Source organism: Herminiimonas sp. NPDC097707, from assembly GCF_044761395.1.
GTDB lineage: Bacteria > Pseudomonadota > Gammaproteobacteria > Burkholderiales > Burkholderiaceae_D > Oxalicibacterium.
In genome coordinates this window covers 1,995,994-2,019,096 of record NZ_JBIWCI010000001.1, presented here as the reverse complement: position 1 = coordinate 2,019,096, position 23,103 = coordinate 1,995,994, and the positions used below count along the sequence as shown (strand labels likewise).

Sequence of the window (23,103 nt, the reverse complement as noted above, 5' to 3'; positions counted from 1 at the left end):
CGAATTCTGACTTTTTACGACTGCTGCATTTACGTTACCAAATAAGCGAGCGGATGATGCGTGATCGCTTTGGCTTTCCAGGCTTTCCATTGCGGCGGTACTGTTGCCAGTACTGCATCGACTTGTTGTTCTTCCTTAAACGGACAAAACACACAAGCGCCGGATCCCGTCATTCTCGCACCTCCGAATTGCTGCAGCCATTTAATGGCGTCGGCTATCGGCGGAAACAAGTTTGCAGCCACGACTTGCAGGTCGTTTTTACCGAAGCTTTCTTGAGCTCCGGAAAAGTCCGATATTTTGACGGGTTTCGTATCCCTTGTCAATTCCATTGAAGAAAATATCTGCTGAGTCGGTACCGACACGCCGGGTTCGATCACCAGGAACCAGGATTCCGGTGTGTTTACCGGCACTAAAGCCTCGCCTATACCCTCGGCAAATGCATTCTGGCCGAATAGAAAAAACGGCACGTCCGCCCCCAGTTGCAGTCCGAGCGCCATTAATTCGGCGCGCGTCAATCCGGTTTGCCAAAGATGGTTGAGGACGAGCAGCGTGGTCGCGGCATCGGACGAGCCGCCGCCCAGGCCGCCACCCATGGGCAGTTTTTTTTCGACGGCGATATCCGCGCCGGGAGTCTTGCCTTGTTTTTTTGCTTCCGTTTGCAACAATCTCGCGGCGCGCACGACCAGATCGCTGTCAGCCGGTACGCCTGCCAATTCCGTACTGCGATGTATGAGCTCATCGTCGCGTATGGAAAAATGCAGTACATCGCCGCGATCGATTAACTGGAATACGCTTTGCAGCAGGTGGTAACCATCTGCGCGTCGCCCGGTGACGTGCAAAAAAAGATTCAGCTTGGCCGGCGCCGGGCAGTTGTTGAGTGTACGAACCATATTCTTGTCTGGTATCAGTAAAAAGACGCTTTATTGCGTCTGCCAGTTATCGAGCACGATACGGATCGCGACCTTGCCGGCCTGTTCGGTCTGGCGTTCGAGATCGATGCGTTTCGGACGGCTTGGCGTTGCCGGCTGATTATCGTCCTGCCAGCTCTGGTATCGAATATGCCAGCCGTCTCTGGTCGTGACTTTGGTATTGGATGGCGAGGCAATAAAGGTCCGGTTGCCGGCATCGATGGCGTAGCCCTGCAACCAGCTGCGCAAACCGGAAACCGGCAAAGGCCAGCCTAGCGCCTGCTGTGCCAGCGCATCGGCATCCGCTGCGCTGCGGGGTGCCTGGCCGGACTGGGTCAGCGTGGCGCTATCCGGCGTAACAGCGATGGTGGCGAGGATCTGCCCGAGCGGCGACAGGATGGTGATCGTATTGCGCTCCTTGCTTTGCTTCCAGGTAAAGCTGACGTGTATCGCTTCATCCTTGTCGTCTTTTTGATATTGCACCGAGAGCCGGCCATCCAGATCCAGCGTTTCGCTATAAGCGCGCGGCATCGATGTTGCCGTGGTAAGGCCGGCGTCGTCAGGCGACTCCAATGTGGCGCATGCCGTCAATAATAATAAAGTGCCGAGCGCAATCGCCGTGGCGGCTTTATGTGTAAGAGCGCAGAGTGTGTCTCGCATGGGTGGGCCGGATATAAACATGGTGATGTGAGGAATGCAGGGAAATAATGTCTGCTGCGATCGCACTGGTACGGGAAGTGCGGGGCAAGGGGAGCGGTGACGGCAACTGCCGTCACGCCCTGATATTTACAATTTGGTGCGCAGACGTGCCAGTGTATTTTTCAGCATATCGCTTTGCGGATCTTTCTGGTTTGCCTCGCGCCACAATTGTTGTGCAGCCTCTTTTTCACCTTTGACCCACAGCACTTCTCCGAGATGCACACCAATTTCCACATCCGGACGTATGGCATAGGCGCGGCGCAGAAAATCCTCTGCTTCCCGCAATTTTCCGAGGCGGAAATACACCCAGCCCATGCTATCCATGATGAAGGGATCTTCCGGCGCCAGTTTCGATGCCTTTTCGATCAGCGCATGGGCTTCCTGCAAATGGATGTTGCGCTCGGCAAAGGAGTAGCCCAGTGCGTTGTACGCATGCTGATTGCTTGGCGCCAGCTTCATGATTTTGCGCAAGGCATTTTCCATCAAATCAAAACGGCCGGCTTTTTCTGCCAGCATCGCATAGTCGTACAGCAAGCCGGTGTCTTCGGGGAAACGCTCCAGACCTTTACTCAAAATTGCCAGGGCTTCCGGTACACGGTTGGCATCGCGCAATAGTTGCGCATCGGCGACGATGACCTGTATCTGTTCGCGCTGGCCTTCCGGTTTCAAATGATTGAGCAGATTGCGCGCGCCATTCAGGTCGCCGGCGCTGGCCATGATTTGCGCACTTCTCACTTGCGCATCCAGATAAGCCGGGCCAGGCTCAACTTGCGCCAGCCATTTGAGCGCAGCGGGAAAGTCCTTGCGGTCTTCGGAGATCTGCGAAAGGATCAGCAAGGCTTGCACCGGATCGCGTTCCTCGTCGGGATTGTCTTCCAGTTTCTGCAGATAGGTAGTCAGATACTTTTCGGCGCCTTCCCTGTCATTCATTTGCGCAGCCAGAATGCCCGTGGCATACAGGATCGTCAAATCGTCAGGCTGCTCCTGGAGCAGAATCTCGAATTGCTTGCGCGCCTGCTCGAGCTGCTTGTCATCGATCAGGGTTTTTGCGTAGGCGATACGGACGTCGCGGGATTTCGGATTTTTATCGAGAAAGGCGGTGAGGGTGTGCAGTGCGTCGACACTATTCGGCGTCGCCTGGGCCAGCATCAAGACGGCGATTTCCAGATCGGGTTTGATCTCCAGCGCCTTTTTCGATTCCATGCGTGCACGTGCCAGATCGTTTTTGGCAAAGGCTCCTTGCGACAGTGCAATATGCGTCTCCACCAGATTTTGATACGGTGCGGTCAGCTCTTCCAGCAGTGTAAAGGCGGCGTTCTTGTCCTTGGTGCGCACCAGCAGACGCTGTATTTGCAGAATCAGCAAGCCGCGTGCTTGCGGACGGACTTCCCGCAGACGTTCGGTGAAAATCGGTTTGGCTTCCGCCAGATTTTCTCCCAATACAACCAGGCCCAGGTAAAACTGGTTGGCCTCATCCGAGTGTGGCGCCAACTCGCGCCATAATCTGACGGCAGACAGGGCTTCTCCGGTTTGCTTGACGCTCAGGGCAATTTCCGCAGCGCGACGTGCGAGGCGAGGATCGCGCGTTTCCTGCGCGCTCACCAGCATCGTCACGTAAGCAAGCTGCCAGTCGCCGCGCTGGTAAGCCAGTTCGGCGCGCAACAACTTGAACAGCAGGTCTTCCGTCAGATCGACCGACGGCAAGGGATCGTCGGTCTTGTCCTCGACGGCCGGTTTATTATTTGCCGGCTGACTGGCTGCCGCTGGCGGCTTCTGGCCTTCTTTCGCAATGAATTGCGGTGGCTGCGCAGCATCGGCCGGCGCCAACGGTTCAGCGCGCAGATCGGCGCCAGTAGAGAACAGCACCGACAGCGTTACAATGGCGAGAGCATTTTTCAATTGAAGTCCAAGCAAATCGAGCAGGTTTTTATTCTACGCTGAACCGCTACGCTATGCGCGGCACGACGCAGTATAAACGCCAGTCTGAATCACCACGGAAGTTGTTGTCGCCATGCCTGAATTACCTGAAGTTGAAGTAACGCGCCGCGGCGTCGCCCCTTATCTGGAGGGGCAAGTAGTCAGCGGCGTTGTCTTGCGCCATACCGGTTTGCGCTGGCCTTTCCCTGTCGCCTTGTCGCAGACTCTGGCCGGGCGCACGATACGCAGCACCGGCCGGCGCGGCAAATATTTGTTGATCCATTTTGAACATGGCACCCTGATCATCCATCTCGGCATGTCAGGGCATATCCGTATTCTGCCCTTGGGCGTGCCGCCGCAAAAACATGATCACTTCGATATGACGGTCGGCAATCAGGTGCTGCGTCTGACCGACCCGCGCCGTTTCGGTGCGGTGCTGTGGCATGCTGCAGAAGAGGGTACGGTCGAGCATCATTTATTGCTGCGTACGCTGGGCGTGGAGCCACTGGAAGGTCTGTTTACTGCGCAATGGCTGTATAGTCAGACGCGCAGTCGTCGATCGGCGATCAAGCAAGTGTTGCTGGCGGGCGACATTGTCGTCGGAGTCGGCAATATTTATGCCTCGGAAAGTCTGTTCCAGGCGCGTATCAATCCGAAGACGCAGGCACATCGGATCAGCCTGCAGCGTTACGAACGATTGGCCCAGGCGATACGCGAAATTCTGGCCGCCGCTATTGAGCAGGGCGGCAGTACGCTCAAGGATTTCATAGGCGTCAACGGCCAATCGGGCTATTTCCAGCAAAACTATTTTGTCTATGCGCGCACTGGTCAACCTTGCCGTATTTGCAATGCGCCTGTCCGGCAAATCGTGCAAGGGCAGCGTTCGACCTTCTATTGTCCAAATTGTCAAAAGTGAAGACAGATGCTAGTGTCGCTCTGGTAGATGAGTCGACCCGGGAAAACTGCGGCATAACAACGGCACAAACGAGGTCCATGTGAGCAATCTGGTACAGAAATTTCAGCAGTACAGCAGCTGGCGCGATGACGTCAGGACTTCGCTTGAGCGTTATCGCGATTGCGTGCATGCCATCGATCTATCCGATGGCGCCAGCGATCAGCGCTTTGTGCAGATGCTATCGCGCCTGAACGAAGATAAATTGTCGATTGCCTTTGTCGCTGAATTTTCGCGCGGCAAATCGGAATTGATTAATGCGATCTTCTTTGCCGATTACGGCCAGCGCATTTTGCCGACCTCCGCCGGACGCACCACAATGTGTCCTACCGAATTGCTGTACGACGAAACCTTTCCGCCATCGATACGACTGTTGCCTATCGAGACGCGGGCCGAAGCGCAATCGACCAGCGACTTCAAGGCGCAGAGCCAGGTCTGGACCGTATTGCCGCTCGATACTTCATCCGGCGACGGCATGCTGGAAGCATTCAAGCAAGTCAGCCTGACCAAGCGCGTACCGATAGCCGAAGCGGCAAGCTACGGCCTGTATGACGAAACCGATCTGGACATGGTGCTGGGGGTGGATGAAAACGGCATGGTCGAAATTTCGCAATGGCGGCACGCGATCGTGAATTTCCCGCATCCGCTATTGAAGCAGGGGCTGGTGATTATCGATACGCCGGGTTTGAATGCAATCGGCACCGAACCTGAATTGACGCTGAACCTGATTCCGAATGCACATGCGGTGCTGTTCATTCTGGCGGCCGATACCGGCGTGACCAAAAGCGATATCGATATCTGGCGCAATCACATAGGCGGCACGGGCGCAGGTCGTCTGGTCGTGCTGAACAAGATAGACAGTATGTGGGATGAGTTGCGTACGTCGGGCGAAGTCGAACAGCAAATCGATATGCAGGTTGGCAATGTCGCGCAAATACTGGGTATTCCGCAGCGGCAGATTTTCCCGGTGTCGGCGCAAAAAGGCCTGGTGGGGAAAATAAATGCCGATGCGCCGCTGCTGGCGAAGAGCCGTTTGCCCGCGCTGGAAAGTGCATTGTCGAACGAGCTGATTCCCGCCAAGCAGGACATCATACGTGCGCAGCTGCTGGCCGAAGTCAAGGAACTGGCTGCTTCCAAGCAGGCGCTGCTGATGTCGCGTTCGCGGAATGTGGTGGAGCAATTGCTGGAACTGAAAAGCCTGCGCGGCAAGAATCAAACCATACTTGAACACATGATGAAGCGCATCGACATGGAAAAAACCGAGTTCGATGGCAGCCTGTTCAAATTGCAGGCCACGCGCTCCGTATTTGCGCGTTTGTCGAACGAGGTATTTACCCATCTCGGCATGGGTGTGATGAAGGATGAAATTCGCCACGCGCGCGATGCGATGGAGCGCAGCAAGTTCACCGCCGGTTTGCGTCAGGCCGTGAAGGAATTTTTCCGGCAGGCGCTGCACAATCTGGAGCTGTCGGCGCAGAAGACCGATGAAATCGGCGAGATGATGTCGGTCATGTATCGTAAATTTTCTACCGAACACGGACTGGCCCTGTCGACGCCCATGCCGTTTTCACTGGAAAAGTACAATCAGGAAATCATCATGATCGAAAAGCTGTATCACAAGCAATTTGGTGCAGCGACGATACTGACCACGCCGCAAGTCGTGCTGATGCAGAAATTTTTCGATTCGATCGCGTCGCGCGTCAGGCAGAGTTTTCTGCAGGCAAATCGCGATGTGGAAGCCTGGCTGAAAGTCGTGATGGCACCGCTGGAGGCACAGATAGGTGAGCATAAGCTGCAGTTGAAACGACGCAAGAAATCAATTGAAAAAATCCACCTGGCAACCGACAATCTGGAAGAAAAAGTGTTGGCGTTTGAACAGATGCAAACCGAACTCAATGTGCAACACGAGCAATTGAAACACCTGGAAAATGAGTTGAAAACAGCCATTCTGGCGCAGCTTGGTTTGTATAGAGCAGCGGCCTAGATGAAGCGTGTCGTCAGAGAACCAGAGGCAGGTGTAGTCTCTGCAGGTAAAAAAATAGCATCCACAACCACATCGGCGCAGGTAGCTGCGCTGGCCGATCCGACGTTTTCGCACGCCGTTATCCATTGGCAAAAACAGCATGGACGCCACGCGCTGCCCTGGCAGAATACGCGCGATGCGTATCGCGTCTGGCTGTCGGAAATCATGTTGCAACAGACGCAGGTCGCAGCGGTCATTCCTTATTACCTGCGTTTTCTCGCCAGTTTTCCTACCGTGGCGTCGCTGGCTGCAGCGCCATCAGAAGAAGTCATGGCGCACTGGAGCGGGCTCGGTTACTACTCGCGCGCACGCAATCTGCACAAGTGCGCGCAGGCGATTGTGAGCATGCACGGCGGTGTCTTCCCCAGCGATCCCGCCTTGCTGGAGCAGTTGCCCGGCATAGGGCGTTCGACCGCTGCGGCGATCGCGGCATTTTCCTACGGCACCCGCGCCGCCATTCTGGACGGTAACGTCAAGCGCGTATTCGCCCGCGTGTTCGGCGTTGAGCGTTATCCCGGCGAGAAGGCGGTCGAAAATGAGCTATGGCTGCGCGCCGTGGCTTTGCTGCCGGATGCCGGTGTGGAATCTTATACGCAGGGTTTGATGGATCTGGGTGCGACCTTGTGTACGCGCAATCGTCCATCCTGCAATCGCTGCCCTCTGGTGCAACGCTGTGTTGCCTATGCGACGGACAGAACCAGCGAACTGCCGATACGCAAACCGAAAAAAGCGGTGCCGGAAAAAGCCACGGCGATGCTGCTGATTATCGACGGCGATCAGATTTTGCTTGAACAGCGTCCGGACAAAGGCATTTGGGGCGGCTTGCTGTCATTGCCGGAAATGGATGCAGCGCTGCAGCCGGGGACTACTGATTTTGATATCGCGCTGATGCATGCGACGGCTGCGTGCGGAGTGCCGGCATCGGTGGAAAAATTACCGCAGTTTTCGCATACCTTCACGCATTTCAAACTGCATGTGACGCCGTATCGCATTGCGCTGGCACAGCGCCTGCAGAGCGCGGGACAAAGCAGTCATAACTGGTATCCGACCGAAAGAATGGCGAATGCACCCTTGCCGGCGCCGGTCAAAAAATTGCTGCTGGAAGTATTCCGCGCGCCGGATTTACTCTCTGAATAAAAATTTCAAACGATGTGATGCTGCTGCAGGTATTGATGGATGATCGTCAGGCGGCTTTGCGGATCATCGAGTTCAAGCAGCTTTTGCCGTGCCTTCATTGGTATCGGCAATATTTCGCTCCAGCGATTCGCTACCCATCCTGCGTCGTGCAACTGCAAGGTCTCGGGGAAGGGGGGGTCGAAATCGGCGCCTTGTTCCATCCGGCCTTTGGCATTGATGTCGCGGATGACGAGCGCCAGAGTATCGGCGCAGGTCTGATGCTGTTTCAATAGCACGCCACTGACGGTTTCCAGCATTTCAACACGTGCCGTCAGATGCTGATCTTTCTCTGAACGTGTCTCCAGAATGCGGAAGCGTGCGCCACCTTGTATGCGCAGCAGCAAAACACCGAGCTGTGGTGCATCCCAGGCGACGATGTGGGCCAGGCAACCGGTCGTTTCCGGTTTCGCAATGCCGCCAACTTCCGGCCCGGATTTGATCAGCACAATGCCGAATGGTGCTTTGCGCTTCATGCAATCGCGCACCATGTCTATGTATCTGGTCTCAAAAACCTTGAGGGGAAGAATGCCGTCAGGGAAGAGCACAGCATTAAGCGGAAACAGCGGCAGCCAGTTTTCGTTTTCAGGCATGGTCAAAATAGGACGCGGAATAAGGTTGGTGTGATGACGTCGGTATGAAGAAAAAACAGGTGTGCCCGGCATCAGTCCCTGGTGTCAGTCCAGTTCGCGATGCCGGACCAATACATGTTCAGACGGGCGAAAATATTGCGCCAGCTGTTCAACGATATAGACGGAGCGATGCTGGCCACCGGTACAACCGATGGCAACCGTAAGGTAACCGCGATTATCGTTCTTGAAGGCCGGCAGCCATTTCTCGACAAAGCCGCGTATATCCGCCAGCAGGGCCGTGGCATCCGGCTGCGCCTGCAGGAAATCCTGCACCGGAGCGTCGCGGCCGGTCAGTGGGCGCAGTGCTTCGTCGTAATGCGGGTTGGGCAGCGTGCGCACATCGAACACCAGATCGGCATCGAGCGGTACGCCAAACTTGAACGCAAACGATTCGAACAGTATGGTCAGCGGCGAATGATCGCTTTCGACCAGTCCCTTGATCCACGCCCGCAGCTTGTTGGCGCGCATGCCGGAAGTGTCGATGACGTGGCCGATCTCTTCTATGCCGGCCAGCATTTCGCGTTCTTCGTGTATGCATTCGGTCAGGGTGCGACGCTCCGTCGTGCTGTCGCTGGAAAAGCCGCGATGCGATAGCGGATGACTGCGGCGCGTTTCGGAAAAGCGTGCGATCAGGGAATCGGTTTTTGCGGTGAGGAACAGAACTTTTACATCGTGCCCCTGACTGCGCAACCAGGCCAGATCGGCAGGCAGGCCGAGCAGCGAACTGGCGCTGCGCACGTCCATCGAGACGGCCAGTGTTGTGCCATGTTCTTCAAGACGCTCCGTGACCAGCGCGCGTAACAGCGTAGGCGGAAGATTATCGACGCAGAAATAACCTGCGTCTTCGAGGGCTTTAAGCCCGACAGATTTGCCGGAACCGGAAATTCCTGTGATGAGAATGATGCGCATGGCAACAATCATACCGCAAGGAAAGGAAGAGGGTGGCGAGCCGCGTCTGAGCTTGCCTGCCTGCTTGCTGTTTACTCGTCGCTTTCCATCGCTTTTTGCTGGCGGATCATGAAATCCTTCAGCGTATCGATGCCGCGTAATTGCAATATCGTATTGCGCACGGCGGCTTCGAGCAGAACGGCCAGATTGCGGCCGGCTTCGACTGGAATCACGACTTTGCGTATCGACAGACCGAGAATTTCTTCGCTTTGCGAAGGCAGCGGCAGGCGTTCGTAGTTTTCTTCCAGCGTGCTGCGTTTAACCAGATGCACAATCAGCTTCAGCCGCATCTTGCGACGCACTGCAGTTTCGCCAAAAATCGTGCGTATATCGAGCAGACCCAGGCCGCGTACTTCCAGCAGATTTTGCAGTAATGGCGGGCAGCGGCCCTCTATCATGTGCGGCGCAATGCGGGCAAATTCGACCGCGTCATCGGCCACCAGGCCGTGATTGCGTGAAATCAGTTCCAGCCCCAATTCGCTTTTGCCCAGGCCCGATTCGCCGGTAATCAATACGCCGACGCCCAGCACGTCCATGAAAACGCCGTGCATCGTGATGCGTTGCGCCAGTTTTTTCGACAGGTAAACGCGCAGGAAATCAATGACTTGCGCGGCCGGCAGCGGTGTCGAGAACAGCGGAATATTCTTTTCGTCGCAGATCGCCATGATGTCTTCCGGCGTTTCCAGACCCTGCGCGATGATGAATGCCGGCGGTTGGCCGGCGACCAGTTCGGCACTGTGATGTGCGCGTGCTATCGGCGACAGGCGTTTGTAGTATTCGACTTCCTGATGGCCGAAAATCTGAATCCGGCCCGGATGAATCAGATTCAAATGGCCGACCTGATCCGCGGCCGACGTGGCGTCACCCAGGATCAGGCGTTCGCCACCCGGAAAACCGGCGAACCAGCCCAACTGCAGCGATTCGCGGTTATCGTCATAAAGTTGCTGGATGCTGAGCGGGATGGGCAAGGGCATAATGAATGCTGACGGAAACGAGGATGCGCGGTGGAAACCGGGGCGATGTTTAGTCGGAACTTTGCAGGCTGGGTTGCCAGGTGATCAGGCGCGCATGTACAGCTGCCGCATCTTCCGTGATCGACAGCAGGGTGCGGAAAGCTTCATCGGAAAACATTTCTGCCAGTTCGGACAGAATTTCCAGATGCTGTTGCGTCACATTGTCGGGTATCAGCAGGAATATCAGCAAGCTGACCGGTTGCCCGTCAGGGGATTCAAATGGAATCGGTTGCGCCAGCCGGACAAATGCCGCCAGCGGCGCCTTCAATCCCTTGATGCGCCCATGCGGTACGGCGACGCCATGGCCGAGGCCGGTCGAACCCAGGCGTTCGCGCGCGAACAGGTTTTCGGAGACGACCGAACGGGCGATGCCGCAATTATTTTCAAAAATCAAACCGACCTGCTCGAATGTGCGCTTTTTGCTGGAAACATCCAGGTCAAGTACGACATTACCGGGTGGGAGAATCTGGCTTAAATGGTTCATGGTGCAATGCACAAAAATGGACTCTGCCGGGAATTATAGGCCTATTCGTTTGTAATAGGGCTTGAATCGGGAAACGCAAGGGGCGGGTGCGCCGGATTGTTGTGCAATAGCCCCATTCTGTCAGGAATGTTTGCTTTTTGATTCATGTCGCGGATCACTGATCGCAGTGATTTCATGGTGTAAGGCGATGAATGCAATGAAATCGCGTCTGTTCTTGTGCTTGTCAATCACCTGACCATGCAAATTTTACAAATGCGTGACTATGACAACATCTGATTGGGTGCACCTCCGAAATGAAGGCGCAATTAGTATTAATCAAGCTATAATTTTTTCTCAATCACATTCGAAGTTTCCGAATAGCGTCATTGTTACAGTACTGGGCAACTGACGCAACTTATCGGATGCGATACCTTGTAGTCATGTGCGGCTTGCGCAAGCATAGATCGATAGTATTTTTCAACTTCACCTAATGATTCATTTGTTAAAACATCGTCTGCAGCATGCGCGCAATTTCCTGATTCTTCTCTTTGGCTTGTTGTTACTGGGCTGCGTGATGGTGATCGGCTCGATGGGTTTGCTCCTGTACTCGGCATTTTTGCGCCAGGATCAGCGCAAGCAGAACGCGCGCAACGTGATCACCCGCACGTTCCGGATGTACTTTGGGGTCTTGCAGTCCTTGCACATACTGCATCTGGATCTGTCGGATCTTGATTCCCTGCTCAATGATCGTGGCGTGATTCTGGCATCGAATCACCCATCCCTGCTGGACGCACTGCTCATCAATTCGCGTCTTTCAAATGTCGTGTGCATCATGAAAGAACAGGTGTTAAAGAATGTGCTGTTCGGGCATGGGGCAAGAATGGCCGGCTACATTCCGAATAAATCGATACGGGATATCGTCAATGCGGCTGGTGAAGAGTTGAAAATCGGAAGTCAGCTGCTGCTCTTTCCTGAGGGCACACGTACCCGAACCGCTACCGTCAACAAGCTGCAGGCTACCGTCGCGGTGATCGCAAAGCGAACCGGTGCTGATGTGCAAACGATATTGATTGAATCGGATTCCGGATTTTTGGGGAAGGGCTGGCCACTCTATCGTGTGCCTTCGTTCCCGGTCCATTTTCGGGTGCGGGTCGGACGCCGCTTTTCACCCACCGATAACGTCAAGCAACTGGTAGCTGACATGCAGGGCTATTTCGAGCAGGAACTCGCCAATTTGCATTCTGCTGCGCCATACACAAAACATTGCTGCGGATCGATGGAAGCGCAGCGTTAATTATTTTCAGCCAGGGTTTTTTCATGCAAGCATCTTCTACACATCTGGTTCTGATTCCCAGTTACAACCCGGGCAGCACCGTCTATGCGACGGTCGCATCGGCACGGCAGTTCTGGAATCCCGTGTGGGTGATAGTCGATGGCAGCAGCGACGGGTCTGCGGCCCAACTGCAGCGTATGGCGGAACAGGATGATGGCTTGCGCGTCATTGTGCTGCCTGAGAACGGCGGCAAGGGAGCGGCAGTGTTGCACGGTATGGAACTGGCGCAGCAGCAGGCTTATACGCATGTATTGACGATGGATTCGGACGGTCAGCACGATGCCACGATGATTCCGCTGTTCATGGAAAAATCGATCGCCCAACCGGGTGCGATGGTGCTTGGCGTGCCGGTATTCGATGCCAGCGCGCCCAGTTTGCGTGTAAAGGGACGCAAGATTTCCAACTGGTGGGCAAACCTGGAAACCTGCTGGGCCGGGATTGGCGATTCGCTGTTTGGTTTTCGTGTGTATCCGATTGCGCCGCTGGTCGAGATCATGCGCGCGCATCACTGGATGCGGCGTTTTGATTTCGATCCCGAAGCGGTGGTGCGTCTGTGCTGGCACGGTGTGAAACCTGTTAATGTAGCAGCGAAGGTCAAATATCTGAACGCGGACGAGGGCGGTGTGTCGCACTTCAATTATTGGCGCGACAACAAGTTGCTGACGTGGATGCATACACGCTTGTTTTTCGGTTTCCTCATTCGTTTGCCACTCCTCCTTTTGCGCAAGCTGACTACCAAATAGCGCACATGACTGGATGAATGCGGCCACGGCAGGCCCACTCCTGTTCAGCCTCCTGATTCTATAAAGCGATGTCCTTATGCCAGTTGTAAAAACTCTACTGATGGTTGCCGCAATCATCGTTTATGTATCGTTGAGTCACGCCGCGCTGTTGGTGCAGGATGCACACAGCATCTGGCGGCAGATCGCAGTCGTCATGCTGATTGTGCCGATTATCGGCATCGCCGGCTGGGCGACGGTCGCGGCATTGAAGCAGGCCGGAAGTGGTGCGCTTGTCAGGCGTGCAGCTGGATTGGCGATAGTGACAGCCATGAGCTACATGGCCTTTGCATTATGGGCGACGCTGCTGGTGCGGCTGGACTGGATTTACCTGATTCAGCATATCGCCTGCAATGCGATGCTGTGCTGGTTTTTTGCGCAGACATTGTTTGGTGATCGCACTCCCATCATCACCACGCTGGCACGGACGATACATCCCGACATGCCGGACGAAGTGGTTCGTTATACGCGCAAGGTGACGATAGCCTGGGCCATCTTCTTTGCCATGCAGGTACTGGTTTCGCTGATCATTTTTTATGTGGCGTCGATAGAAACATGGTCGATGTTCGCCAATATTCTTAACTGGCCCCTGGTCATTCTGATGTTTGTCGTGGAATACATATGCAGAAAGCGGGTCAATCCGGATTTCAAGCATGCGACGATCAAGGAAAGCGTGTCCGCTTATTTCAACAACAAAAACAAGGTTTGAAACTTTTCCTGTCGCTATAATCCTGCGCTTGAAAATATCATCAAAAAATGTCAATCCAAGGGAAAACAAATTTTATGTCGCAGGACTGGACTGAAAAGAAAGAGCGCGGCTCGATGGGGCTGTTGCGCTTCATGGTGAAGCTTGCAACTTTATTGGGCCGACGCGTGACGCGTCTGTTGCTGTATCCGATCGCACTCTACTTTTTTCTGGTGGTGGCGGATTCGCGCCAAGCCTCTGCTGCCTATCTGGCACGGGTGTTGGAGCGCAAGGCGCGCTGGTATGAAGTATTCCATCACTTTCACGTATTCGCCGGTGTGTTGCTTGATCGCGTCTACTTTTTGCAGAATCGCGTCGAATATTTCGATATCGAGGTGATGCAGGATGCCTATGATCAGGAAGCTGCCGAAACACGTGCCGGCGGCGTCTTTGTGATGGGTGCGCACATGGGCAGTTTCGAGGTGGTGCGGCTGGTGTCGCGCGCCAAGGCGGAACTCAAGCTGGTGCTGCTGATGTATGAGGAAAATGCACGCAAGATCGGTGCACTGATGGCGGCAATCAATCCGCAGGCGCAGCAGGAAATTGTCCCGCTGGGAAACCTGAGTGCGATGCTGACGGTCAGGGACAGGCTTGCCGAAGGCGGCATCATCGGCATTCTGGCCGATCGCACGCTGAGCCATGAGCGTAATTTTCCGGCCACCTTTTTGGGTGAGACTGCGTATTTCGCGGTAGGCCCTTTCAGGATGGCGGCCATGATGCGCAAGCCGGTTTTCCTGATGGTGGGCATGTATCGCGGTGGAAACCGGTATGAAATTCATATCGAGAAAATCGCTGATTTCAGTGATGATGAACATGGCGAGCGCCGTAACTCGCCGCAGGCCATCGATGCCGCCATCGCCAAATATGTGACCCGACTGGAATATTTCGCCAGGCTTGCGCCGTACAACTGGTTCAACTTTTACGATTTCTGGCAAGGAAACGCACGATGATGGCAGCGGCGGTTTCCCGGCAATACGATGTCGTCATCATGGGCGGGGGACTGGCTGGCCTGACTTTATCTTTGCAACTGAAAAAACGTTTCGCCGATATCTCTGTATTGGTCATTGAACGGCGTGCGCATCCTGTGCCGCTGGCTGCGCACAAGGTAGGCGAGTCGTCGGTCGAGATTGGTGCGCATTATTTCGATACCGTGCTTGGTCTCAAGGATCATTTGCATACGGAGCAACTGAAGAAGTTCGGTTTTCGTTTTTTCTTTTCCGACGGCCGGCGCGATTTCGATCGGGTGACCGAGCTGGGCGGCAGCCGTATTCTTCCTGCCTGCACCTATCAAATTGATCGCGGCATTTTTGAAAACAAGCTGGCCAATCTGGCACAGGATGCCGGTGTGCAGTTTGTTGATGGTGCCGTGATCCGTCAGTTCACGATCGGCGAGGAAGATACCCTGCATCAGGTCAGTTATGAATCCGACCGGCAGACGCTGCATGCCAGCGCGCGCTGGTTGATCGATGCATCGGGCCGCGCCGGTCTGATCAAGCGCAAGCTTGATCTGGCACAAGACAATGCGCACAAGGCAGGCGCGGTCTGGTTTCGTATCGGCAATCGCATCGACATCAACGACTGGTCCGAAGACGAAGCCTGGCTTGGCTCCTGCAATCCGCCGCATCGCTGGCTGTCCACCAATCACCTAGTTGGTGAAGGTTATTGGGTGTGGCTGATCCCGCTGGCATCGGGCTCGCACTCGGTCGGGATAGTCGCGGATGCCACCATGCATCCGGTCGAAAATATGAATACCTTCGAGAAGGCGATGGACTGGTTGAAGATCCATCAGCCGCGCCTGTTCGATCACCTTGAGGGCGAACGCGAAAATCTGCAGGACTTCGCGTTCTTCAAGAATTTTTCTTATGGTTGCAAGCAGGTTTTTTCCGGCGATCACCGATGGGCGCTGACCGGCGAGGCCGGCTTGTTTCTTGATCCGTTTTATTCTCCCGGCAGCGATTTCATTGCGATAGGCAATACCTACATCACCGAACTGATTGCGCAAGACCGCAAGCAGGCGCCGGTCGCGATGTATGCGGATTTTTATCAGCAGATCTATTTTTCGATGTATGAAACGACTCTGTCTGTATACGTAGATCAATATGCCTTGTTCGGTGATCCGGAAGTCCTGCCGCATAAAGTGTCGTGGGATTACGCTTACTACTGGGGCATCATGTGTCCGCTGTTCATACAGAATCGCCTGGTTGATATCCCGACCATGGGACGTTTGCATAAGCCGCTCATGCAGGTACAGAAAATCAATATCGCAATACAGGATTTTTTTCGCGCCTGGGGCAAACTCAGTCAGAAGCGCAATCCGGCACAATTGCTTGATCAAACTCAACTCGACTGGTTTGTCGAATTGAATCGCGGCTTGAAAGATCAGCTGGACGATGCCGGCTTTGCAAAGCGCATGGCGGACAATTTCCTACTGCTGCAGCAGCTTGCCGATGCGCTCATCGCACGTGCATGCAGCGAGCATCCGGATCTGCTCGCTTCTGCCGCCGGCATTGAACTCAAACGTGTGCTGGATGATATGCTGGAAGCGCCATATAGCGGCAAGGCACCGATGCTCTTTTCCAGCGGAGCGTATTGACCATGTCGGCGATTACAAACCATCCGGATATGACAAAAACACGGAAATGGCAGCCCAGCGCTTTCATCAAGGCGTCCCTTGTTCTGCATGCAGTCGCAGTCGCTACAGCGCTGGTATGGCCGCAGTCCATCGTCATCGTCATCGTCATCGCAGCATTGATCGCCAATCATGCTGCGCTTGCCGCTGCCGGACTCTGGCCTAAAAGTTCCTTGCTGGGCCCCAATACACTGCGTCTGCCGAGCGGGCGAGCTGAAGTCGCGTTGACGATAGATGACGGCCCGGATCCCGACGTCACGCCGCAGGTGCTGGACATACTGAAAGCGTACGGCATCCAGGCGACTTTTTTCTGTATCGCTTCCAAAGTGAATAAATATCCGGAACTGGCGCAACGGATGGTGGCCGAAGGCCATCACATCGAAAATCACAGCATGGTGCACCGGCACAATTTTTCGGTATCGGGATTGCATGGCATCAGGAAGGAACTTGCTGCGGCTCAGGATGTCATTGAAAACGTGACCGGCAGGCGGCCGCTTTTTTTCCGCGCTCCGGCGGGCTTGCGCAATCTCTTTCTTGATCCGGTATTGCATCAACTCGACCTGCAACTGGTTAGCTGGACGCGGCGCGGTTTCGATACGCGCGTACGCGATGCGCAAAAAATACTGGACCGCCTGCTGGACAATGCGCAAGCCGGCGACATCCTGTTGCTGCACGATGCCAATGCGGCGCGCGGCAGCAATGGACAGCCGGTCATTCTGGACGTGCTGCCGCAATTGATTGAGCAAATCACTAAACAGAACTTGCAATTCGTCAGACTAGAGGAAGGCATGCGCATATGAGAAATCCACGTTCCATGTCAGTTGAAGCTCCATTCATTTACCTGCAATAGATCATCTCCATGCAAGCTCTTGAATTAAAAAAATACACGCTAAGTACCTGCCTGGGTTTGGGGCTGGAAGCCAATTGGGCGAAACTGTCTACACAGCACGGCGGGCTGAAGCCGTGCGACTTTGAAACGATAGACCTGCCAACATTCATTGGCGAAGTCGAGGGTGTTGACGACGTGGTGCTGCCAGCCGCGCTTGTCGAATTCGATTGCCGCAATAATCGGCTGGCCCATCTCGCATTGCAGCAGGACGGTTTTGTCGATGCGGTACAGAGCGCGATTGCACAGTACGGGTCGGATCGCGTGGGCCTGTTTCTTGGCACCAGTACAGCAGGCATTCTGCAGACCGAGCTTGCCTATCGCCGGCGTCAGAGCGATGGCGCGCTGCCGGTGGATTTCCATTATGCGCAAACGCACAATACTTATTCGGTTGCGGCTTATGTCAGCGCACTGCTGGGTCTCACCGGCCCTGCGTTGACTGTTTCATCGGCGTGTTCATCCAGTGCGAAGGTATTCGGCAATGCCGCGCGCATGATAGAAGCAGGACTGATTGATGCGGCAGTGGTCGGTGGAGTGGACAGCTTGTGCCTGACCACGCTCTACGGTTTCAATTCCCTGCAATTACTTGCACCGACGCCAGCGCAACCATATGGCGAAGGGCGTAACGGCATATCGATTGCGGAAGGTGCGGCATTCGTACTGCTGACCAAACCGGCATCGCCACCTTCATCGGGCACCATCCTGCTGTATGGCGTCGGCGAATCTAGCGATGCGCACCATATGTCGTCGCCGCATCCCGAAGGATTGGGTGCACAGATGGCAATGAAAGCGGCACTGGATGCAGCCGGCATACAGGCATCGCAAGTCGGCTATATCAATTTGCACGGTACGGCGACGCCGAGCAACGACGCGGCAGAAAGCAAGGCCGTGAGTGCCGTTTTCGGCAACGGTACGGCCTGCAGTTCGACCAAGGGCGCGACTGGTCATACTCTGGGCGCGGCAGGTGGCGTGGAGGCGATTATTTGCGTGCTGGCGATGCAGCATGGTGTGACGCCGGCCGGCATCAATACGAAAAAAGTGGATGCCGGACTGGATGTCGATTATGTGCTGAGCAATCGATCCGGGCCCATCCATTACGCAGTCAATAACTCATTCGGCTTTGGCGGTTCCAACTGCAGCCTCGTATTGGGAATCGTGTCATGAGCGTGAAAGTATATGTACAGGCTATCGGCGCCATCGGCCCCGGTGCAAACAACTGGCCGGAATGGCGTGCGATCCTGCGCGGTGAGCTTGCGTATCAACATGCTGCCACGGTCAGCCCGACATTGACGGTGCTGCCGAGTGCCGAACGTCGGCGCGTCGGTGTCGGCGTCAAGATTGCCCTGGTGAGTGGACTGGAAGCGCTGGCCGCTGCAGATATCGATCCAGGCACGATGACGACAGTGTTTTGCTCATCAGGCGGGGATGGCGAAAACTGCCACCTGATTTGTGAAGCGCTGGCAGGCAGCGATCGCCTGATTTCGCCGACGCGTTTCCATAATTCCGTGCATAACGCGCCATCCGGCTACTGGGGTATCGCCAGCGGCGCGATGCTGCCGTCCACCAGCCTCTGCGCCTACGATGCGGGATTTGCAGTGGGTTTGCTGGAAGCGGCGGTTCAATGTTCGGTTGAAAAAAAGCCGGTGCTTCTGGTGGTCTACGACACTCCTTATCCTGAACCTATACACGGTGTGCGTCCGATCGCAGATCAGTTTGCGGTCAGTATGTTGCTGATGCCTGAGTCCACCCTGGCCAGCATGGCAGCGATCAAGCTTGATCTGTACAAGACATCGTTGACCACGATGGAAAACAGCAAGCTGGAAAACGTGAGAAGCGGAATTCCTGCTGCGCGCGCCTTGCCTTTAATGCAGTCACTGGCGCAACTTCCTGCGTCTGCAGCCGCTTCCGATATTTATCTGGAATATGTCAATGGGCAGTCGCTTCGCGTAAAATTTGGCACAGTCTGAGGCCATACCAACAAGGGAAGTACATCGGATACACGCTTGATTTTTATTGATGGAAGGGGAAAGATAATATGAAAAAACTGATCGGAATTGCGCTCGTCATGAGTTTGCTCGCGGCTTGTGAAACCATGCAAAAAAAGGATGCGACCGTCGCGCCTGAAACAAAAACTGCGGCCAAGGAAGAGCCTGCTCCGGCTGCATCGGCCAAGCCGGCAGCGCCGCAGAAAAAGTTGGGCCCCAAGGCACAAGCCAAAAAAGATGCTGAAGACAGGAAGGCCGCGCAGCAGGCTGCAGCCGCCGAGAAGAAAGCACAGCAAGCCGCAACTGCAGCAGCGCCCGCCGCTGCATCAGACGGCAAGACACAGGAAGTAAAAGGGATCAACGACTGGACCGGCCAGATTGTCGGCACGCCAATCGCCAATAGCAAATTTTCCCGACTGAAAATTGGTATGGGTATGAATGAAGTGACGAGTATCGCTGGTCAGCCTACCGATACCGGAACGCATATGACCGGCAAGGCATGGATTCCGTTTTATATGGGTGCCGGCCGTCATGAAACTATTTACTACTATAAAGGTTTGGGTCGTCTGACCTTTTCCGGTGGTGGTGGTGTTAGCACTAACAGTGGCTTGACTGTCATTGAATATGACAAGTCGGAGCGCGGTTTTCAATAACAGAATTGGCTGTTGAGTAAGCGCCAATAAAAAAGGCCGTTGAATCATGTATTCAACGGCCTTTTTTCAGTTCAGCGCAATGGCATATTCTTAAAGCAGTTCGGCCGATCCTTCTATTTCAACCAGCAGATCTGCGCGGCAGATATCGGCTTGCAGGTATGTTGCCTTGACATGAGCGCCTATACGGCGTTCCACGACGGCTTTGACTTTCGGCAAGTCAGCCGGATGGCGGATGTACACGATGTAATCGAGACTGCCCAGTTCACACTGCCGTCCGGTTTTTCTGCAGGTTGCATCCAGCACAGCTTCTACATTCGTCAGCGATTCCTCGGTTTGCGCGGTCACGTCACCCGCATGCAGCGTGGTGTGACCGACGATGCTGGCGGTACCGGATAAAAAGAGCAGGCTGGCATCGCCGATTGCGGCCACACTGGCACGTGAAAAAAGCGGGCTGCGCGGGCCATACTGCGCCGGATAATCATAGGCGCTGATCTGGCGCGGATTTTCTATCGGCTGCGACGGAATCCGTGCCGCGAGAAAAGCAATCGTCAAAGGCCCGGATGTCGTGCCCAGAGCACAGGCAGCCGGCACATTGCCGGCGCGTTCCTTTTCCTTTGCCGCGAACGCCTGCTGGCGGCCGAGGTTGAACTGGCGATAGCGTTCCAGCTCATGACTGACGCCGTTGATGTCGGCCATATAATTCCAGAAGCGCAGCACAAATGGAAAATCGAGCGATTCCAGTAGTGCAAAGACCTGTTCATACGCAGACCGGCTTGCCATCTGCAAGGGCGCGGCCTCAGCTGCATCGGCCACCTTGAGGAAGTCTGATTCGTCCAGCGTGATCACACCAAACAACAGCGCGTCATTGTGGCGATAGCGTATGTCGCCGCTCATTGCACTTTTCAATGCCGTGTCGGTGCGCAGGATTTCGTACAGCGCTTGCGGTCCTTCCAGGACCTGCATCATGACTGGCATGACAGGCAGGTCGACCGTATCGGCAATGTTGGAGGGAGGCTTTTCTGCAAAACACAATGTACCCAACAGGCCGCAAGGGTCGTCCGGCAAGGGCGTCATCGTGTTGCGATAGGAGACCTTAAGCATGCAATGGATGTCTGATGGTTGAAGGGGCGTACATGTGCAGTGAGCTCATATCAATGATGAATGGGTTTAAACGAGCCTTGTATAATAAAAGTCCAATGAAAATTACCAGCTTTGCAGCTTGTCTCTCATGTCTACTTCTTACTGCGTGTATGGCCACAGGGATTGTTAAAAGCAAGCTGGATGTTATTGAGGATGCGGCGTCTTGTAAAGCGCCAGTCAGAGTATTGATCGTTTTGTTACCTGGCGCATACGATACGCCGGATGATTTTGTGCAACAGGGCTTTGTCACTGCATTGCGTCAGCGCAAGGTTGCGGCCGATATCGTGATTGCCGATACCCATGTCGGGTATTACACATCGGAGCTGCTTGTTACTCGCCTGCATGAAGATATTGTTGTGCCAGCGCGCAAGAAGGGTTACGAAAAAATCTGGATGGTCGGTATTTCCCTGGGCGGTTACGGCTCGCTATTGTATGCAAGAGAGCACGGTGCGGATATCGATGGCCTCTTTCTGATGGCCCCTTTTCTGGGGAATCGCAGCCTTCTGGCAGAAATTGCGCACGCAGGCTTGTCGGGATGGCAGGCTGGCGATATACCGAAAGCCGATTACGACCGTCTTTTGTGGTCATGGATCAAGGGCTATAGTGACACGGCAATCTCTTCGCAAGCAAATTGGCCGCCGCTGTATATCGGCTACGGTACTGAAGACAGGTTTGCAGGCAGCAGCCGCATCATTGAAAAAGTATTGCCGCCCGGCCGCGTCACGACGACGGATGGCGGCCATGAATGGTTACCATGGCAGCATCTGTGGGCAGGATTTCTTGATCGCCCGCTTCTGCCGCGCTGTGAATGAATTCCCGTGTTTTATATACTACGCAGTGAGTTGCGCCATTAATAAACAGCCATGAATGAACCCACCATGACAAGTACAGAAACATCGACCATCAGCGCCGCACCGATCAGGACGGACATTGTCATCATTGGCGGCGGGCCGGCAGGTTCTACCGCCGCCGCCTTACTGGTCGAAAAAGGTTTCAAGGTCAGCCTGCTGGAAAAAGCGGTGCACCCGCGTTTTCATATCGGCGAATCGCTGCTGCCGGCAAACATGCCGCTGATAGAAAAAATGGGTCTGACTGAACAAATTGCTGCAATCGGCATGCAGAAGTGGGGTGTGGAATTCAATGCGATTGACCATGACATCAGGACCAATATCCAATTTGTCGAAGCGTGGGATAAATCGATGCCTTACGCCTATCAGGTAAGGCGTTCTGATTTCGATCACATCCTGATCAAGAATGCCAAAGCCAAGGGCGCAGATGTGGTCGAAGGATGTCGGGTGCGGGATGTCGCATTCAACAAGGATAATGTACAGATCAAGGCGCAAAACGATGATGGCAGTGTGCAGGAATACATCGCCGATTACGTGATCGATGCATCCGGTCGCGATACCTTTCTGGCGAACAAGCTGAAAACCAAGCAAAAGAACAAGAAGCACAGCAGCTCGGCGATCTACAGTCATTTCACCAATGTTGAACGGCTCGAAGGCAAGCGCGAGGGCGATATCAGCCTGTTCTGGTTCGAGCATGGCTGGTTCTGGTTTATCCCGCTGGCCGATGGCACAACCAGCATAGGTGCCGTCTGCTGGCCGGCTTATCTTGCATCGCGCAAGGTCAGTGTCGAACAATTCTTGATGGATACGATAGCCTTGGCGCCCAAGCTGGCCATGCGCATGAAGGATGCGGTGCGCGTCGGACATATAGAGGCGACCGGTAACTATTCTTATACCAGCAGCAAAAGCTATGACAATCGCTGCATGCTGCTGGGCGATGCCTATGCCTTCGTTGATCCGGTTTTTTCATCCGGCGTGTTTCTCGCCATGCAGAGTGCGTTTGTTGGCACCGAGGCTGTCACGACCTTCCTGCGCGATCCGGCGAATGGCCCCAAGGCATTGGCAAAGTTTGATCACCACATGCGTCGCGGCCCATCGATCTTTTGCTGGTTCATCTATCGGGTAACCAATCCTGCCATGCGCGCACTGTTTGTCGAGCCGCGCAATTTCCTGAATGCGAAGGCGGCCGTGATGTCGGTGCTGGCGGGGGATATTTTCTACAACAAGGCGATCTGGCCTTCGCTGTACGTCTTCAAGGGAATTTATTATATTTCGTCGCTGTTCAATCCCGCGCGCACACTGAAGGCCTGGCGGCGCCGGAAGATCAATATCCAGGATGTGGCTGGTCCCGCTGCATGAAAAAAGGCCGCTGTTGCG

General features: G+C 54.7%; 22 protein-coding genes. 14 read left to right on the top strand and 8 right to left on the bottom strand.

All coding sequences use genetic code 11. From position 1 onward, the window contains the following. Window positions 1–29: 29 nt before the first annotated feature. From ispE to ACIQW9_RS09710, 3 genes are all read right to left on the bottom strand, one after another. On the bottom strand, window positions 30–890 hold the full coding sequence (gene ispE / locus ACIQW9_RS09720; protein ID WP_402335990.1) for a 4-(cytidine 5'-diphospho)-2-C-methyl-D-erythritol kinase: 861 nt from the start codon (window positions 888–890) through the stop codon (window positions 30–32). A 30-nt stretch (window positions 891–920) separates the two neighbouring features. Beyond that, window positions 921–1,568, bottom strand: a complete 648-nt coding sequence (gene lolB / locus ACIQW9_RS09715; protein WP_402335988.1) for a lipoprotein insertase outer membrane protein LolB — start codon at window positions 1,566–1,568, stop codon at window positions 921–923. 126 nt (window positions 1,569–1,694) lie between these two features. Continuing rightward, entirely contained in the window at window positions 1,695–3,506 is a 1,812-nt protein-coding gene (locus tag ACIQW9_RS09710) for a tetratricopeptide repeat protein (RefSeq protein ID WP_402335986.1), read from the bottom strand. Window positions 3,507–3,618: 112 nt separating this feature from the next. Between ACIQW9_RS09710 and mutM the strand changes: the two genes are divergently transcribed. From mutM to mutY, 3 genes are all read left to right on the top strand, one after another. Beyond that, on the top strand, window positions 3,619–4,440 hold the full coding sequence (gene mutM / locus ACIQW9_RS09705; RefSeq protein ID WP_402335983.1) for a bifunctional DNA-formamidopyrimidine glycosylase/DNA-(apurinic or apyrimidinic site) lyase: 822 nt from the start codon (window positions 3,619–3,621) through the stop codon (window positions 4,438–4,440). A 79-nt stretch (window positions 4,441–4,519) separates the two neighbouring features. Beyond that, complete coding sequence (locus tag ACIQW9_RS09700; RefSeq protein WP_402335980.1) at window positions 4,520–6,460, top strand: dynamin family protein; 1,941 nt, start codon at window positions 4,520–4,522, stop codon at window positions 6,458–6,460. After that, complete coding sequence (mutY, locus tag ACIQW9_RS09695) at window positions 6,461–7,636, top strand: A/G-specific adenine glycosylase (protein WP_402335977.1); 1,176 nt, start codon at window positions 6,461–6,463, stop codon at window positions 7,634–7,636. It abuts the gene before it with no gap. 5 nt (window positions 7,637–7,641) lie between these two features. Here mutY and ACIQW9_RS09690 read toward each other — a convergent pair whose 3' ends face one another. The 4 genes from ACIQW9_RS09690 to ACIQW9_RS09675 all read right to left on the bottom strand — a co-directional run bounded on the left by ACIQW9_RS09690 (window position 7,642) and on the right by ACIQW9_RS09675 (window position 10,749). Continuing rightward, window positions 7,642–8,265 (bottom strand): LON peptidase substrate-binding domain-containing protein, encoded by a 624-nt coding sequence (locus tag ACIQW9_RS09690; RefSeq protein WP_402335974.1) that lies wholly within the window; start codon window positions 8,263–8,265, stop codon window positions 7,642–7,644. 84 nt (window positions 8,266–8,349) lie between these two features. Next, the gene (rapZ, locus tag ACIQW9_RS09685) at window positions 8,350–9,213 is read right to left on the bottom strand and encodes an RNase adapter RapZ (protein ID WP_402335971.1); all 864 of its coding nucleotides are present in this window, start codon (window positions 9,211–9,213) and stop codon (window positions 8,350–8,352) included. A gap of 71 nt (window positions 9,214–9,284) precedes the next feature. Continuing rightward, complete coding sequence (gene hprK / locus ACIQW9_RS09680) at window positions 9,285–10,226, bottom strand: HPr(Ser) kinase/phosphatase (RefSeq protein WP_402335968.1); 942 nt, start codon at window positions 10,224–10,226, stop codon at window positions 9,285–9,287. A 49-nt stretch (window positions 10,227–10,275) separates the two neighbouring features. Further along, the gene (locus ACIQW9_RS09675) at window positions 10,276–10,749 is read right to left on the bottom strand and encodes a PTS sugar transporter subunit IIA (RefSeq protein WP_402335965.1); all 474 of its coding nucleotides are present in this window, start codon (window positions 10,747–10,749) and stop codon (window positions 10,276–10,278) included. Window positions 10,750–11,227: 478 nt separating this feature from the next. Between ACIQW9_RS09675 and ACIQW9_RS09670 the strand changes: the two genes are divergently transcribed. The 9 genes from ACIQW9_RS09670 to ACIQW9_RS09630 all read left to right on the top strand — a co-directional run bounded on the left by ACIQW9_RS09670 (window position 11,228) and on the right by ACIQW9_RS09630 (window position 19,738). After that, the gene (locus tag ACIQW9_RS09670; protein WP_402335963.1) at window positions 11,228–12,022 is read left to right on the top strand and encodes a lysophospholipid acyltransferase family protein; all 795 of its coding nucleotides are present in this window, start codon (window positions 11,228–11,230) and stop codon (window positions 12,020–12,022) included. A 23-nt stretch (window positions 12,023–12,045) separates the two neighbouring features. Beyond that, window positions 12,046–12,804: a glycosyltransferase family 2 protein gene (locus ACIQW9_RS09665; RefSeq protein ID WP_402335962.1), complete on the top strand. Its 759-nt coding sequence runs from the start codon at window positions 12,046–12,048 to the stop codon at window positions 12,802–12,804. 76 nt (window positions 12,805–12,880) lie between these two features. After that, the gene (locus tag ACIQW9_RS09660; protein ID WP_402335960.1) at window positions 12,881–13,549 is read left to right on the top strand and encodes a hypothetical protein; all 669 of its coding nucleotides are present in this window, start codon (window positions 12,881–12,883) and stop codon (window positions 13,547–13,549) included. A 74-nt stretch (window positions 13,550–13,623) separates the two neighbouring features. Beyond that, window positions 13,624–14,535 carry an acyl-CoA synthetase gene (locus ACIQW9_RS09655; protein ID WP_402335957.1) on the top strand — a complete coding sequence of 304 codons (912 nt, stop codon included), beginning with the start codon at window positions 13,624–13,626 and terminating at the stop codon, window positions 14,533–14,535. Further along, window positions 14,532–16,178, top strand: a complete 1,647-nt coding sequence (locus tag ACIQW9_RS09650; protein WP_402335954.1) for an NAD(P)/FAD-dependent oxidoreductase — start codon at window positions 14,532–14,534, stop codon at window positions 16,176–16,178. The genes ACIQW9_RS09655 and ACIQW9_RS09650 overlap by 4 nt, the downstream gene beginning before the upstream one ends. A 29-nt stretch (window positions 16,179–16,207) precedes the next feature. Then, entirely contained in the window at window positions 16,208–17,014 is an 807-nt protein-coding gene (locus tag ACIQW9_RS09645) for a polysaccharide deacetylase family protein (RefSeq protein ID WP_402335951.1), read from the top strand. Window positions 17,015–17,073: 59 nt separating this feature from the next. Further along, entirely contained in the window at window positions 17,074–18,264 is a 1,191-nt protein-coding gene (locus tag ACIQW9_RS09640; RefSeq protein ID WP_402335948.1) for a beta-ketoacyl-[acyl-carrier-protein] synthase family protein, read from the top strand. Beyond that, window positions 18,261–19,067 (top strand): beta-ketoacyl synthase chain length factor, encoded by an 807-nt coding sequence (locus ACIQW9_RS09635; RefSeq protein WP_402335945.1) that lies wholly within the window; start codon window positions 18,261–18,263, stop codon window positions 19,065–19,067. Before ACIQW9_RS09640 ends, ACIQW9_RS09635 begins: the two co-directional genes overlap by 4 nt. Window positions 19,068–19,135: 68 nt before the next feature. Continuing rightward, window positions 19,136–19,738 (top strand): hypothetical protein, encoded by a 603-nt coding sequence (locus tag ACIQW9_RS09630; RefSeq protein ID WP_402335942.1) that lies wholly within the window; start codon window positions 19,136–19,138, stop codon window positions 19,736–19,738. Window positions 19,739–19,828: 90 nt separating this feature from the next. Here ACIQW9_RS09630 and ACIQW9_RS09625 read toward each other — a convergent pair whose 3' ends face one another. After that, window positions 19,829–20,839: a hypothetical protein gene (locus tag ACIQW9_RS09625; protein ID WP_402335939.1), complete on the bottom strand. Its 1,011-nt coding sequence runs from the start codon at window positions 20,837–20,839 to the stop codon at window positions 19,829–19,831. A gap of 224 nt (window positions 20,840–21,063) precedes the next feature. On the opposite strand from ACIQW9_RS09625, the gene ACIQW9_RS09620 reads away from it, so the two are divergent. Continuing rightward, window positions 21,064–21,690: an alpha/beta hydrolase gene (locus ACIQW9_RS09620; protein WP_402335936.1), complete on the top strand. Its 627-nt coding sequence runs from the start codon at window positions 21,064–21,066 to the stop codon at window positions 21,688–21,690. Window positions 21,691–21,756: 66 nt separating this feature from the next. Continuing rightward, complete coding sequence (locus tag ACIQW9_RS09615) at window positions 21,757–23,085, top strand: NAD(P)/FAD-dependent oxidoreductase (RefSeq protein ID WP_402335933.1); 1,329 nt, start codon at window positions 21,757–21,759, stop codon at window positions 23,083–23,085. The last annotated feature ends 18 nt before the right edge of the window (window positions 23,086–23,103 follow it).